12 protein-coding genes and 3 tRNA genes are annotated in these 13,347 nt (G+C 72.2%); 10 read left to right on the top strand and 5 right to left on the bottom strand.

The annotated features are described in order from the left end of the window. Positions 1-77: 77 nt before the first annotated feature. Entirely contained in the window at positions 78-1,082 is a 1,005-nt protein-coding gene (locus IW249_RS10455) for a LacI family DNA-binding transcriptional regulator (RefSeq protein ID WP_196920551.1), read from the bottom strand. Between the two features lie 92 nt (positions 1,083-1,174). Further along, positions 1,175-2,662: a dihydrolipoyl dehydrogenase family protein gene (locus tag IW249_RS10450; protein ID WP_196920550.1), complete on the bottom strand. Its 1,488-nt coding sequence runs from the start codon at positions 2,660-2,662 to the stop codon at positions 1,175-1,177. Positions 2,663-2,742: 80 nt separating this feature from the next. Here IW249_RS10450 and IW249_RS10445 point away from each other — a divergent pair, with 80 nt between their 5' ends. Continuing rightward, positions 2,743-3,819 carry a serine hydrolase domain-containing protein gene (locus tag IW249_RS10445; protein ID WP_196920549.1) on the top strand — a complete coding sequence of 359 codons (1,077 nt, stop codon included), beginning with the start codon at positions 2,743-2,745 and terminating at the stop codon, positions 3,817-3,819. Here the strand turns inward: IW249_RS10445 and IW249_RS10440 are convergent, their stop codons facing one another. After that, positions 3,820-5,133 (bottom strand): cryptochrome/photolyase family protein, encoded by a 1,314-nt coding sequence (locus IW249_RS10440; protein ID WP_196920548.1) that lies wholly within the window; start codon positions 5,131-5,133, stop codon positions 3,820-3,822. After that, a complete protein-coding gene (locus tag IW249_RS10435) occupies positions 5,130-6,053 on the bottom strand; it encodes a phytoene/squalene synthase family protein (protein WP_196920547.1) in 924 nt (307 codons plus the stop codon). Before IW249_RS10435 ends, IW249_RS10440 begins: the two co-directional genes overlap by 4 nt. Before the next feature lie 65 nt (positions 6,054-6,118). On the opposite strand from IW249_RS10435, the gene IW249_RS10430 reads away from it, so the two are divergent. The 9 genes from IW249_RS10430 (at position 6,119) to IW249_RS10390 (ending at position 12,054) form a co-directional block, all read left to right on the top strand. Beyond that, positions 6,119-7,261 (top strand): polyprenyl synthetase family protein, encoded by a 1,143-nt coding sequence (locus IW249_RS10430; RefSeq protein ID WP_196920546.1) that lies wholly within the window; start codon positions 6,119-6,121, stop codon positions 7,259-7,261. A 28-nt stretch (positions 7,262-7,289) separates the two neighbouring features. Further along, positions 7,290-8,771, top strand: coding sequence for a phytoene desaturase family protein (gene crtI, locus IW249_RS10425; RefSeq protein WP_196920545.1), 1,482 nt, complete (start codon positions 7,290-7,292; stop codon positions 8,769-8,771). Further along, positions 8,768-9,388 carry an isopentenyl-diphosphate Delta-isomerase gene (gene idi / locus IW249_RS10420; protein WP_196920544.1) on the top strand — a complete coding sequence of 207 codons (621 nt, stop codon included), beginning with the start codon at positions 8,768-8,770 and terminating at the stop codon, positions 9,386-9,388. Before crtI ends, idi begins: the two co-directional genes overlap by 4 nt. After that, on the top strand, positions 9,378-10,328 hold the full coding sequence (locus tag IW249_RS10415; RefSeq protein ID WP_196924724.1) for a MerR family transcriptional regulator: 951 nt from the start codon (positions 9,378-9,380) through the stop codon (positions 10,326-10,328). The genes idi and IW249_RS10415 overlap by 11 nt, the downstream gene beginning before the upstream one ends. A 75-nt stretch (positions 10,329-10,403) precedes the next feature. Further along, a complete protein-coding gene (locus IW249_RS10410) occupies positions 10,404-11,180 on the top strand; it encodes a polysaccharide deacetylase family protein (RefSeq protein ID WP_196920543.1) in 777 nt (258 codons plus the stop codon). A 154-nt stretch (positions 11,181-11,334) separates the two neighbouring features. Beyond that, positions 11,335-11,407, top strand: a tRNA-Glu gene (locus tag IW249_RS10405). A 57-nt stretch (positions 11,408-11,464) separates the two neighbouring features. Further along, positions 11,465-11,538, top strand: a tRNA-Asp gene (locus IW249_RS10400). A gap of 99 nt (positions 11,539-11,637) precedes the next feature. Continuing rightward, positions 11,638-11,711, top strand: a tRNA-Phe gene (locus IW249_RS10395). Positions 11,712-11,850: 139 nt separating this feature from the next. Then, complete coding sequence (locus tag IW249_RS10390; RefSeq protein WP_196920542.1) at positions 11,851-12,054, top strand: hypothetical protein; 204 nt, start codon at positions 11,851-11,853, stop codon at positions 12,052-12,054. Positions 12,055-12,213: 159 nt separating this feature from the next. Here IW249_RS10390 and IW249_RS10385 read toward each other — a convergent pair whose 3' ends face one another. Continuing rightward, a complete protein-coding gene (locus tag IW249_RS10385; protein WP_196925109.1) occupies positions 12,214-13,341 on the bottom strand; it encodes a hypothetical protein in 1,128 nt (375 codons plus the stop codon). Positions 13,342-13,347 lie beyond the last annotated feature (6 nt).

Below are 13,347 nucleotides of genomic sequence, written 5' to 3'. Positions count from 1 at the left end.
CGACGGTGCGAGCAACGACGAAAACGGCCGCCGACCGCGAGAGCGGTCGACGGCCGAAGCGTCGTTCGGGATGGTGCCTAACGGCCGGGGGCGGGCGCTGTGGAACCCCGCACCACCAACTCCGGCTCGAACAGCAGCTCGTCCTGCAGCACACCGGCACCCTCGATCTGGGTGACCAGCAGATCCACTGCGGCCTGCCCCATCGTCTCGATCGGCTGCCGCACAGTGGTCAACGGCGGATCGGTGCACGTCATGAACGCGGAATCGTCGTAACCCACCACCGACACGTCGGCTGGCACCGAACGCCCCAACCGCCGGGCCGCGCGGATCGTGCCCAGCGCGAGTACGTCGCTGGCGCAGATGATGCCGGTCACGCCCCGCTCGACCAACTTCGTGGCGGCGACCCGCGCCCCCTCCATCGAGAAGCTGGAGCGCTCGACGCACTCGACGTCGCCCTCGTCCCAGCCGGCGACCTTCATCATCGCGTCGAGCTTGCGCCGGGACGGCACATGCCCCTCCGGGCCGAGCACCATCCCGATCCGTTCGTGCCCGAGCGAGCGCAGATGCCCGTACGCCTGCTCCACCGCCACCGCGTCGTCAGTGGAGACCCGGGGGAAAACCAGCTCGTCCACACCAGCGTTGACCAGCACGACCGGAAGCCCCCGGTCGGTCAGCCGACGGTAGTGGTCGTGTTTGGCGTCGGCGAGCGCGTACGAGCCACCAGCGAAGATCACCCCGGAGACCTGGTGGTCGAGGAGCATCTCCACGTAGTCCATTTCGGAGACGCCGCCGATGGTCCGGGCACAGAGCGCCGGGGTGTAGCCGCGCTGAGCCAGCGTGCCGGTGACCACCTCGGCCAGCGCCGGGAAGATCGGGTTCTGCAGCTCCGGCAGCACCAGCCCGACCAGCCGGGCTCGTTCGCCGCGCAGTTTGGTCGGCCGCTCGTAACCGAGCACGTCCAGCGCCGTCAGCACGGCCGTCCGGGTCGCCTCGGAGACCCCGTCGCGGCCGTTGAGCACCCGGCTGACGGTGGCCTCGCTGACGCCCGCCTTCTTGGCAACTTCCGTCAACCGCTTGGTCACGGTCGCAATCGTACGTCACCTGCATGAAAGAAATGAACAGCAAATTGTCCAGCGTTTGCTGGCCGGTTGCTCGATCGCCGCGTAGGGCTGGGTCAGGACAGGTCGCGTAGGGCGGTTTCGATGGCCCTGTGGAAGGTCGGGTACGCGTAGATCATGTGCCGGAGCTGACTCAGCGGCACCGCCGCGTGCACCGCCACCACCAGCGCGGACAGCACCTCACCACCGGCCGGGCCGACCGAGGTCGCGCCGATCAGTACGCCCTGGTCGGCGTCCGCGACGAGCTTGATGAAACCGTCGTCGCCGACCCGGTGAATCCAGCCTCGGGTCGAGCTGCCGAGCTTGGTGAAACCCACCTGCACGTTGATGCCGCGGTCGCGGGCCTGCTGCTCGGTGAGCCCGACCGCGCCGATCTCGGGATCGGTGAAGGTCACCCGGGGAAGCGCCCGGTAGTCGGCGCGCGGGACCGTGCCGGCAGATCCGCTGGACCCGCTGGCGGCCAGCGAGCTGGACGCGCCCATCGCTCCGCCGACCACGCTGGAGGTGCCGCTGGCGTCCGCTCCCGCCTTCGCCTTCCGGGCGCGGGCCAGGATGTCGGCGATCACGATCCCCGCCTGGTACATGGCGATGTGGGTGAAGGCGCCCTCGCCGGTCAGGTCGCCGACCGCCCAGACGTGGTCGGTGACGTGCAGACGGTCGTCGACCGGGAGGTAGCGCTGGCCGGCGTCCAGGCCGATGGTGTCCAGGCCCAGCTCGGCCAGGTGGGCCTTGCGCCCGGTCACCACCAGCAACCGTTCGGCGGTGAACTCCGTGCCACCGCCACCGCGCACTGTGAACCTGGTGCCGTCGTGCTCGACCCGTTCGGCGCGTACCCCAGTGTGGATCTCCACGCCGTCGGCGCGCAGCGCCGCGGCGGCGACCTCGGACGCCTCGGGTTCCTCGATGGCCAGCACCCGGTCGAGTGCCTCGACCACGGTTACCCGGGATCCGAAGCGGGCGAAGACCTGCGCCAATTCCAGGCCGATCGCGCCACCGCCGAGGATGAGCAGCGACTCCGGCAGCTCCTCGGCCTCGATCGCCTGGTGGTTGGTCCAGTACGGCGTGTCGGCCAGGCCGTCGATCGGCGGCACCGACGGACGGGTGCCGGTGCCCAGCACCACCCCGTGTCGGGCCTCGAAGACCTGGTCCCCGACGCGGACCCGGCGTGGACCGTCGAGCCGGCCGCTGCCCCGCACTAGCCGGCCGCCCTTGCCGATGAACCGTTCCGCGGCGACCGTGTCGTCCCAGGTGTCGGTGGCTTCCTCGCGGATCCGCTTGGCCACCGGCGCCCAGTCCGGCTGGACCTGGGCGGTGCCGGCGAGCCCGTCGACCCGGCGGGCCTCGGCGAGCGCGTTGGCGGCTCTGATCATCATCTTGCTCGGGATGCAGCCCCAGTACGGGCACTCCCCGCCGACGAGATCCCGTTCGACGCCGACGACGCTCAGGCCGGCCTCGGCAAGTCGCTCGGCCACCTCCTCGCCGCCGACTCCGAGCCCGACCACGACCACATCCACCAGCTCCGGCTCCGCCACACCGAACAGCATCCCCCAGCGAGACCACCCCGACCACCGGGGTCGGCGGAAAAGTCGGCACGCGCAGCGGCCCGGACGCCTACCGTGGCCGGATGCACGCACGCTTCGCTCCGGTCCGGGACTGCTTCCACGACCTGCTCGCCTCCGGCCGGGAGACCGGCGCCGCCCTGACCATCTGGTATGACGGGCAGCCGGTAGTGGACCTGGTCGGCGGCTCGCGCCGCGGCCACGGGCCGGGCGGCGAGCCGTGGCTGCCGGACACGCTGGTGAACGTCTACTCGGTCGGCAAGCCGGTGGCCGCGCTCTGCCTGTTGCTGCTCGTCGATCGGGGAAGCGTCGATCTCGACGCGGCAGTGGACCGGTACTGGCCGGAGTTCCGCACTCCCGCCACAATCCGTCAGGTGTTGTCGCACACCGCCGGGCTGCCGGCCTTCCCGGTGCCGCGACCGGCCGCCGCGATCACCGACTGGGCGCTGCTCACCGGCGACCTGGCCGCCGCCGACCCCGAGTGGTCGCCGGGCACTGTCGCCGGGGAACACGCCTGGACGTACGGGCACCTGGTGGGCGAGGTGGTCCGCCGCGTCGACGGACGGTCGGTGGGCCGTTTCCTGGCCGAGGAGATCGCCGACCGGTGGCAACTCGACCTCGGCTTCGGGCTGACCGAGGCGGACCAGTTGCGCTGCGCGGACCTGCGGTACGGCGACCCGGGATGGCCGACCCGGGCGCTCGGTGAGCCCGGCTCGATGCGGGCGCGGGCGATGGGCAACCCGGCCGGCGGGCTGGACTTGGCCGTGCTGAACAGCCCGCTGTGGCGGGGCGGGGAGGTGCCCGCGGTCAACCTGCACGCCACAGCGCCCAGCCTGGCCCGGCTCTACACCGGTCTGCTGGCCGGCGGTGTCCTGGACGGGGTTCGGCTGTTCAGCGCGGATCTGGTCGCGGAGGCGACAGGGGTCCAGTACGACGGGCCGGACCTGGTGCTGGACCGCCCGGCCCACTGGACGCTGGGTATGCAGTGGGAGCCGGACGGCAGTTGGGGCATGGGCGGCATCGGCGGCAGCAGCGCGTGGGCCGACCCGGAGCGGGGCTACACCTTCGCGTACGCCACGGCGCACCTCGCCGAGCACGACCGGGTGGACGAGCTGGTCGAGGCGCTGCACTCGGTGCTCTGATCAGCGCAGCCAGACGGGGTCGGTGCCCGGTACCGAGAGGGGCGGTGGGTAGTCGAGCGCCTCGGGCAGTTTCCACGGTTGGTGGATGGCCTTGCCCTGCACCCCCGCCAGCTCCGGCACCCACCGGCGCACGTAGTCGCCGTCCGGGTCGTACCGTTCGGCCTGCCGGACCGGGTTGAACCCCCGGTAGGGCTTCGTGTCGTTGCCGGTGCCGGCGACCCACTGCCAGTTGCCGGAGTTGTTCGCCACGTCGCCGTCGAGCAGCCAGCGGAAGAACACCGCCACCCCGGACCGCCAGTCCTGCCCGAGGTGCTTCGTCAGGTAGCTGGCGGTGATCAGCCGCGCCCGGTTGTGCATCCAGCCCTGCGTCCGCAGCTGCCGCATCCCGGCGTCGACTATCGGCATCCCGGTGCGTCCCTCGGTCCAGGCCGCCAACGCGTCGTCGTCGTAGCGCCACTGCTCGGTGGCACCCCGTCGGTACGCCGTTGTCGAGATCTCCGGGAAGGCGGCGGTGACCTGGTAGTAGAAGTCCCGCCAGCAGAGCTGCCTGACGAACGGGCCGGACCGGTCCCCGGCGCGGTTCGCCACCGCCAGCGGTGACACGCAGCCGAAGCGCAGGTACGGGCTGAGTCGGGAGGTGTCGTCGCCGGCCATGTCGTCGTGCTGATCGCCGTACCGGGGCAGGTCGGGCAGCCAGTCGGTGAGCCGCGCCTGGGCGATCCTTTCGCCGCCGGTGGCCGCGTCCGGCGAGTCGCCGGCCGGCAGCGCCGGCAGCCGGCCCACGCTCACCCGGTCGGGCAGCGCGATCCGGTGCGGCGCGGCCAACTCCTCACGCCACCGGTTCGCGGCCCAGGCCCTGTGGTACGGGCTGAACACCCGGTAGTGGTCACCGCCGCCACCGGGACGCAACGCGCCCGGCTCGACCACTGTCAACCCGGGGAACAGTCGCAGGTGCAGCCGGTGCCGCTCGCACTCGGCGCGTAGTCGCCGCTCCCGGCGGACCGCGTAGTGGCTGACGTCGGCCGAGAGGGCGACGGCTGTGGCACCGACCTCGTCGGCCAGCCGGATCGTCTCGGCCACCGGGTCGCCGTGCCGGACCACCAGGTCGCCACCACGGTCACGGAGCTGGGCGCGCAGGTCGGCGAGGGCCTGGTGCAGGAAGCGGGTGCGGTTGGCGGAGCGGTCGGCCAGCGCCGGGTCGAGCACGTACAGCGGCACCACCCGGTCGAAGGCCGCACAGGTGGTGGCCAGCGCCGGGTGGTCGTGCACCCGCAGGTCGCGGGTGAGGAGCACGATCGCCGTGCTCGCGGTCACCGGCTCTCCGGCTGGATCGTCGGCCCGGGGATGACGACCGGCGTACCGGTCGAGCTGAGCAGGGCCCGCGCGGCCACCGCCATCCGTCGACGCTGCGGCACCAGGGCCCGCCGGACGAAGACGTCGTAGTCCTGCGCGGCCACCTCGTCGAGGATGCCGCCGTAGAGCGCGTACGCGGTGCGCATGCAGGCCTGCGAGGCGGGCGCCAGCATGGTGATGCCCGGTGCGGCGGCGGCGTAGTGCGCCTGGGCGCGGGTCACCTCGTACTCGATCAGCTCGCGGATCCGGGGCGTACCGCGACCCCGGGCGCGGGCCTCGGCCAGCTCCTCGCGGCTGACCCCGAACTTCGCCAGGTCCTCGTCCGGCAGGTAGGTGCGGCCCCGGTCGAGGTCCTCGGCGACGTCCCGGATGAAGTTGGTGAGCTGGAACGCGAAGCCGAGCTGCCGGGCCGGCTCCCGGGCCGCCGCCGGGTCGGAGCTGCCCAGGATCGGCAGCATCATGGTGCCGATGACCGCCGCCGAGCCCTCCATGTAGTCGAGCAGGTGGTCGTAGGTCGGGTAGGCGGTGACGGTGAGGTCCATTGCCATGCTCTTCAGAAACGACGCAAAGTCGTCCCGGTCGAGATCGAAGACGGCGATGGTGTGCAGCACGGCCGGCAACAGTGGGTCGTCGACCGGCGCACCGTGCAGACCGGCCACGAACTGGCTGGCCCAGCGGTCCAGCAGGGCCGCCCGCTCGGCCGGCGGAAGGTCCTCGGTGCGGTCGACGATCTCGTCCGCGTACCGCGTGAACCCGTAGAGGGCGTGCACATGTCGTCGTTTCCAAGCGGGGAGCAGGCGGGTGGCGAGATAGTAGGTGCGGCCGTGGCGTTTGTGCAGCTCACGGCACCGGTCATAGGCAGCGGTGAGATCAGTTTCCACCGGCCCTCCTCCATTTATCGACGCACCAATCGACGCAACTCGTAGCCTAGGGTACGCTCAGCCGCATGGCCAACGACGCAGTTGCGGGCAACGTGACCCGCGTGGCGCCGGCAGGGCCAGGGGACGGGGACGATCCGGTCCGCGCCGTTCTGGCCGCATACACCCACGATCTGGTCACGGCGGTCGACGAGACCCTGGACACCTTCCTCACCGCCGAGGTCGACACCCTCAACGACATCGATACATCGATGGGCAGCTTTGCCGCCACCGCGCGGGAGGCCGTCCTGACCGGCGGCAAGCGGATCCGGTCCACGTTCGCCTACTGGGGTTGGCGCGGGGCGGTCGGCGGCACCGAGGCGCTGCCACCCGTGCTGCCCGCGCTGGCCGCGCTGGAGCTGCTGCACACCTTCGCGCTGGTGCACGACGACGTGATGGACGCGTCCACCACCCGCCGCGGCCGGCCCACCGCACACGTCGCGCTCGCCGAGCAGCACGTCGCCGCCGGCCACCGAGGCGATCCCGGCCGGTTCGGTGAGGCCGTCGCCGTGCTCATCGGCGACCTCTGCATGGTCTGGGCCGACCAGTTGCTGGCCCACGCGTCGGTGCCGTCGGCACGACTCTTCGAGGTGCGCCGCTGCTACGACCAGATGCGGGTGGAGACGGTCGCCGGGCAATATCTCGACGTGCTCGGCGAGAACGACCCGGGCAGCTGGTCCGTCGACCGGGCGCTGCGGGTGGCGCGCTACAAGACCGCCAGCTACACGGTCCAGCGGCCACTGCTCTTCGGGGCCTGCCTGGCCGGGGTGCCCGCCGACGACCAGCTGGTCTCGGCGTACACCCGCTACGGCCTGGCTGTCGGCGAGGCGTTCCAGCTCCGCGACGACCTGCTCGGCGTCTACGGCGACCCGGCTGCCACCGGCAAGCCGGCCGGGGACGACCTCCGCACCGGCAAGCCGACCGCGCTGCTCATGCTGGCCCGGGAGCTGGCCACGCCGGCCCAGCTCACCGCGTTGGAGCGGGCCGCCGACGGGCCTGTCGACACGCTCGCCGGGCTGGTCGCCGAGACCGGCGCGGTGACCCGGGTTGAGCAGATGATCGCCGAGCGGGTCGGCGACGCGCTGGCCGCGCTCGACGCCGCACCCGTGGACCAGACGGCGCGGACCGCGCTGACCGGGCTGGCCACCGCCGCAGCCAACCGGCGGGCCTGATGAGCGACTTGAGCGAGGAGGTGGTCACGTGCGGACGGTGACAGGACGGACGGACCGGGTGGTGGTCGTCGGTGCCGGGCTGGGCGGGCTCGCCTGCGCGCTGCACCTGGCCGGCAGCGGTCGACAGGTGACAGTGCTGGAGCGCGAACCGGTGCCCGGCGGGCGGGCCGGACGCCTCGGCGTGGACGGCTACGAGTTCGACACCGGCCCGACAGTGCTCACCATGCCCGACCTGATCGCCGAGGCGCTCGGCGCGGTCGGCGAGGAGCTGCACGACTGGCTCGACCTGACCCCGCTGGATCCCGCCTACCGGGCCTACTACCCGGACGGCTCCACCCTCGACGTGCTCACCGACACCACCCGGATGGCGGCCGAGATCTCCCGGGTCTGCGGTCCCCGGGAGGCCGACGGCTACCTGCGTTTCGTCGAGTACGCGCGGGAGCTGTGGCGGCTGGAGCGCACCGACTTCATCGAGCGCAACCTGGACGCGCCGACCGACCTGATCACCGGCAACCTGCTCAAGCTGCTCAGCGGCGGGGCCTTCCGGCGCCTCCAGACGAAGATCAACCAGTTCTTCCGGGACCCGCGTACCCAGCGGATCTTCTCCTTCCAGGCGATGTACGCCGGCCTCGCGCCGCACGACGCGCTGGCCATCTACGCGGTCATCGCGTACCTCGACTCGGTGGCCGGCGTCTACTTCCCCCGCGGTGGCATCCACGCGGTCTCCAGGGCGATGGCCGGCGCGGCCGAGAAGCACGGAGTGCAGATCCGGTACGACACCACTGTGACCCGGGTGGAGACCGTGAACGGCCGCGCCACCGGCGTACTCACCGCCGACGGCGACCTGGTGCCGGCGGACGTGGTGGTGCTCAACCCCGACCTGCCGGTCGCCTACCGGGACCTGCTCCCCGCCGCGCCGCAGCGCCGGCTCACCTACTCGCCGTCCTGCGTCGTTCTGCACGTCGGCTCCCGACAGGCCTATGCGAAGATCGCCCATCACAACATCCATTTCGGACGCGCGTGGAAGGGCACCTTCGATGAGGTCATCCGACGGGGTGAGCTGATGACCGATCCGTCGCTCCTGGTGACCAACCCGAGCCGGACCGACCCCGCGGTGGCCCCGCCGGACCGGCACACCTACTACGTGCTCGCCCCGGTGCCCAACCTGCACCGGGCGCCGTTCGAGTGGCGCGGCGACCTGACCCAGCGCTACACCGACCAGCTGATCGGCACCCTTGAGGAGCGCGGCTACGTCGGCTTCGGTGACGGGGTCGAGGTGCTCCGGGCGATCACCCCCGCCGAGTGGGAGGAGCAGGGAATGGCCGCTGGCACCCCGTTCGCCGCCGCGCACACGCTCTTCCAGACCGGCCCGTTCCGCCCGTCCAACCTGCACCGCGACCTGTCGAACGTGGTCTTCGTCGGCTCCGGGACCCAACCCGGCGTCGGCGTGCCGATGGTGCTCATCTCCGGCAAGCTCGCCGCCGGCCGGATCACCGGGGAAGGCCGATGAGCAGCCGTGAGAAGCACCTCGTCGAACTCGTCGACGAGACCGGCAAGGCCCACGGCGAGACGACCGTCGCCGCCGCGCACCAACCCCCGGGGCAGCTGCACCGGGCCTTCTCGGTGTTGCTGGTGGACCCGGACGGCCAGGTGCTGCTCCAGCGCCGAGCCGCCATCAAGACCCGGTTCCCGCTGCGCTGGGCGAACTCCTGCTGCGGTCACCCCCAGCCCGGGGAGTCGCTCGCCGAGGCGGCCAACCGACGGCTGAGCGAGGAGTTGGGCGCGGGCCCGGTCGAGCTGACCGAAGTCGGCATCTACGTCTACTACGCCGAGGACCCGGCGACCGGCCGGGTCGAGTTCGAGTACGACCACGTGCTGCGAGGCGAGTTCCTGCCCAGCGCCCCGCTCCTGCCGGACCCGGAGGAGGTGGCCGAGCTGCGGTGGGCCGACCCCACCGCGCTGGAGGCCGATCTGCAGCGTGACCCCCGGTCGTACGCGCCCTGGCTGGGCGGGGTGGTGAACCGGCTGCTACGCCCCTCGGGGTCCGGGTCGGGCGCAACCGGCCCGGCCATGACCCCGCCCGGATCTTCGGCGGATGACACGGCGGAGCGGTCGGGTGGTCGATGAGGCGCTGAGCGCGGGCGCTGTCGCACGCCGGCTGGGGGTCGCGGTGACGACCCTGCGCACCTGGCACCAGCGCTACGGGCTCGGGCCCAGCGAACACATCCCCGGTCACCACCGCCGGTACACACCCAGCGATCTGGCCCGCCTCGAGATCATGCGACGACTCACCGCCGAGGGGGTGAGCCCCGCCGAGGCGGCCCGCTGGGCCCGCCAGGCACCGGATCCGACGCCCAACGGCACCGGCGTCGTCGCCCCCACCCGGCTCCATCCGACGGGCCGTGACGGCGGCGGCTCCATCCCGGTCGGCCGTGCCGGCCCGGCCGCCCGTGGACTGGCCCGGGCCGCCATGCGACTGGACGCGGCGGCGATCAGCGAAACGATCGCGCACGCGCTGGCCGCCAGCGGGGTCGTCGCCACCTGGGAGGGCCTGCTGCGCCCGGTGCTCGCCGGCATCGGCGAACGGCACGCCGCCACCGCCGGGCTGATCGAGGTGGAACACCTGGTGTCCCGCTGCGTCTCGGAGGCGCTCGCGGCGGCCAGTCGGGCCAAGGTCCCCACCGGGCCGGCCCGGATCCTGCTCTCCTGCGCCGACGAGGAGCAGCACACACTGCCGCTGGAGGCGTTGGCGGCAGCTCTCGCGGAGGCCGGCGTCAGCTACCGGATGCTCGGCGCCCGGGTGCCGGTGGCCGCTCTCGTCGAGGCGGTCAACCGGACCGGACCGGCCGCCGTGGTGCTCTGGTCGCACACCCGGGCCACCGCCGACCCGACCCAACTCAGCGCACTGCTCGCCGCACCCCGACGCCCGTTGCTGGTGCTCGCCGCCGGCCCCGGCTGGCGAGCCGACACGCTGCCCGCCGGGGTGGTACGACCGGTCGACCTGGCCGAGGCGGTCTCGCTCTCCGCCGCCGTCCGCGACTCCCTGGACCAGTCGAGGCGTGATTGATCGCACTGTCGCCAGCAGGCGGCGTGAACTACCGTCGGGCGGGTCCGCCTACCCCGACCCCCCGGGAGCGAGCAGATGCAAGCCCGCGCCGTCCTGGCGTCCGTCCTCGCCGTGGCGCTGGTCCTGTCCGGCTGTGCCCAACCGGACCACACCATCGCCGCCGCGCCACGGCCGGTGGAATCGACCACACCGCCCACCCCGAAGCCGCACCCCAGCGCCACCAGGCCGGCCAAGCCGCCACTGCGGCCGCTGCCGGCCAAGCTCCCCGCCGGCCTGGGTCGCAACACCGGCGTACGCCCGGTGGCCCTGACGTTCGACGACGGGCCCAACCCGGCCTGGACGCCCAAGGTGCTCGACCAGCTGAAGGCCGCCAAGGTGACAGCTACCTTCTGCGTCGTCGGTCGCGAGGTGCAGCGCCACCCGGAGTTGGTCCGACGGATCGTCCGGGAGGGACACCAGCTCTGCAACCACAGCTGGCGACACGACCTCGATCTTGCCCGGCGACCCGTCGGCGAGATCCGGGCCGACCTGGACCGCACCAACAAGGCCATCCAGAAGGCCGCCCCCGGCGCGAAGGTGTCGTTCTACCGGCAGCCGGGCGGCCGGTGGACGTCGGAGGTGCTCGGGGTGGCCAAGGACCTCGGCATGCGTCCGCTGCACTGGTCGGTCGACCCGCAGGACTGGGACAAGCCGACCGCAGCCACCATCGGCAAACGGGTCCACACCGCCACCCGCCCCGGTGGCATCGTCCTCCTGCACGACGGGGGCGGAAATCGGGCCGCGACGCTCGCCGCGTGCCCCAAGTTGATCGCCGACCTGAAGAAGCGCTTCGGCATCACCCGGCTCCGCTAGAACCGCTCTGACCTGCGGTTATGGCCCGCCCCACCCCCTTGCGGATACCGATTTTGTCGACCGACGGGGCATCACGTATGCTTTCCAAGCCTCCGGCGGGGCCGGATGGGAGCAAGTCCGCTTGAAGTTGCGAATGTGCAATGATGGCGGGGCCGCCCTCATCGTCTAGCGGCCCAGGACGCCGCCCTTTCAAGGCGGTAGCACGGGTTCGAATCCCGTTGGGGGCACGACCGGCGTAAGCCGGAGCAAGGCAAGACCGGCGCAAGCCGGAGCAACACAAGCTAGGTCCTGTGGAGCAGTTGGAGTGCTCGCCGCCCTGTCAAGGCGGAGGTCGCGGGTTCAAGTCCCGTCAGGACCGCAGCGCTGACGCCGCGCCCCGCGCGGCGTTCTGCGTATCGGAGCAGGTCGCCTTGCCGCCGGTTCGTCCGGTTGCCGGGTAACATGAGCCGAGCGACACGGCCAGGTAGCTCAGTTGGTACGAGCGTCCGACTGAAAATCGGAAGGTCGGCGGTTCGACCCCGCCCCTGGCCACATAGCCTTTCGCCGGGCTACAGAGGTCCCCGCCAGCGGAAACGCAGGTGGGGATCTTGCTTTTCCGGTACTTGGCCGACCCCCTGGTCGACAGCTCATCGTCGACCCGCGTTCATCGTCCGCACCTACGCTCCCGCCCGTGGACAAAAGGCCTGGCGGGACCGTCGAAACCATCGGAACCCTCGGCGCCGTTGTCGGCGGCGCCCTCTTCGTCATGGGCCTGAGCGGCGTCAATTCCAGCGGCGAGTTTCTCGTGTCCGGCGCCCTGCTGGTGATCGCGGGCCTGCTGCTCCGCATCGAGGCAGCGGTGCTGGGCTCCCGCTGGCGCGGACCAGGCTTCTGACCTGACCGCGTGATCGACTCGACTTCCCTGATGTCGGGGCATCCCAGCGCTCGCGACACCGCGATTTCAAGGAAACCGAGTCGATCACGCCCTGGTACGAGCGCGGAGGGCTTCTGCGTGGCGGCTGTGCGGCAGACGGTGACGCACGATGGCCGGGTGTCAGTGGTCGCGCCGACCCTGCGGGCGGTGCTGCGCCACGCTGCCCTGGATCGCCTCCCACACGCTGCGTCCAGCCTGTCGCAGCGTCTCCCCCGCCTGCTCGGCGAGTTGCGCCGCGCTCTGGGCTGCGCTTTGCGCCGCGGCCGGCAGACCACCGTCGCCATGCCCGGACGGGCTCGGGCTGGGCCCAGCCGACCGACCGGGCTGGTTCGCGGCCGACCCTCCCGCCCCCTCCGCCGGTCCCTCGGGGCGCTGCTGGTCCCGGCCTGCCGCTCCCGGGCGCTTCCCGTCGCCCGAGCCTTCGAGCCGCTTCTCCTCGTCGTGACGCGGTCCCTCGTGCCGTTGGCCTTCCGGGCGGTTGCCGCCTGGAGCGCCGACCTCCGGCTCACGGCCCTCCTGCTGCCGCCCTTGAGGATGCTGGCCCTGCGCGTGCTGGCCCTGCGGTTGCGCCTGGTCCGCTGACCCCGGGCCGCCAGCTCGCGGCCCGGGTCCTCCAGCACCTCGTTCCGAGCCGACAGAGCCTGCCCCCGACCGACCCCCACCCGGCCGACCCCCACCCGGCCGGCCAGCGCCCGGCCGATCTGGGCCCGGCAGACCTGGATCCGGCCGAGCGGAAGCCAGTCGGTCGCGGTCGGCCACCGGGCTGGCCGCGCCGACCTGCCGTTCCGGCTCGTCGCGTACGCCGCCCAAGCGCCGACTCGACGTCGTGACGTCGGCCGCGTCCGTGGCCAGCTGCTGGGCGCTGCGGTTCACGTCGTCGAGGGCGGTGCCGGCCGTGCGCGCGAGCGCCTCGATGATGTGCGGGTTGTGGTCGAGCGTGTCGAGCGCGCGGCCCAGGATCCTGGTCAGCTGCTCCAGCCGCACCCGCAGCTGCGCCTCGGCGTTCACCCCGTCGATGTTCAACTCGCCGCCGTTGAGGTGCACGCGTACGCCGGCGTCGACCTGGAGCAGGTTGGCCACCCGGGCCCGCAGCGACAGGTCGGCCTCCAGACCGTCGACCGCCAGCCGGATGGAGTCGACGGAGACCTTCGGAATGTCGAGCAGGACGTCCGGGTTCCCGCTGTCGACGTTCCGGTCCGGCTCCCGCTGCTGCCGGTCCGGCTCCCGCTGCTGCCCGCTCTCGCTCATGCTCTC

The organism is Micromonospora vinacea, assembly GCF_015751785.1.
GTDB classification, from domain to species: domain Bacteria; phylum Actinomycetota; class Actinomycetes; order Mycobacteriales; family Micromonosporaceae; genus Micromonospora; species Micromonospora vinacea.
Note: the sequence above shows the minus strand (reverse complement) of the source record. Positions and strands in the feature narration are given on the sequence as shown.

What these genes read in the sequence shown, in the direction of transcription:
- idi (WP_196920544.1), top strand. Translation starts at nt 8,768, where the DNA reads ATGAGCAGCCGTGAGAAGCACCTCGTCGAACTCGTCGACGAGACCGGC.
- IW249_RS10410 (WP_196920543.1), top strand. Translation starts at nt 10,404, where the DNA reads ATGCAAGCCCGCGCCGTCCTGGCGTCCGTCCTCGCCGTGGCGCTGGTC.
- IW249_RS10445 (WP_196920549.1), top strand. Translation starts at nt 2,743, where the DNA reads ATGCACGCACGCTTCGCTCCGGTCCGGGACTGCTTCCACGACCTGCTC.
- IW249_RS10430 (WP_196920546.1), top strand. Translation starts at nt 6,119, where the DNA reads ATGGCCAACGACGCAGTTGCGGGCAACGTGACCCGCGTGGCGCCGGCA.
- IW249_RS10450 (WP_196920550.1), bottom strand. Translation starts at nt 2,662, where the DNA reads ATGCTGTTCGGTGTGGCGGAGCCGGAGCTGGTGGATGTGGTCGTGGTC.
- IW249_RS10385 (WP_196925109.1), bottom strand. Translation starts at nt 13,341, where the DNA reads ATGAGCGAGAGCGGGCAGCAGCGGGAGCCGGACCGGCAGCAGCGGGAG.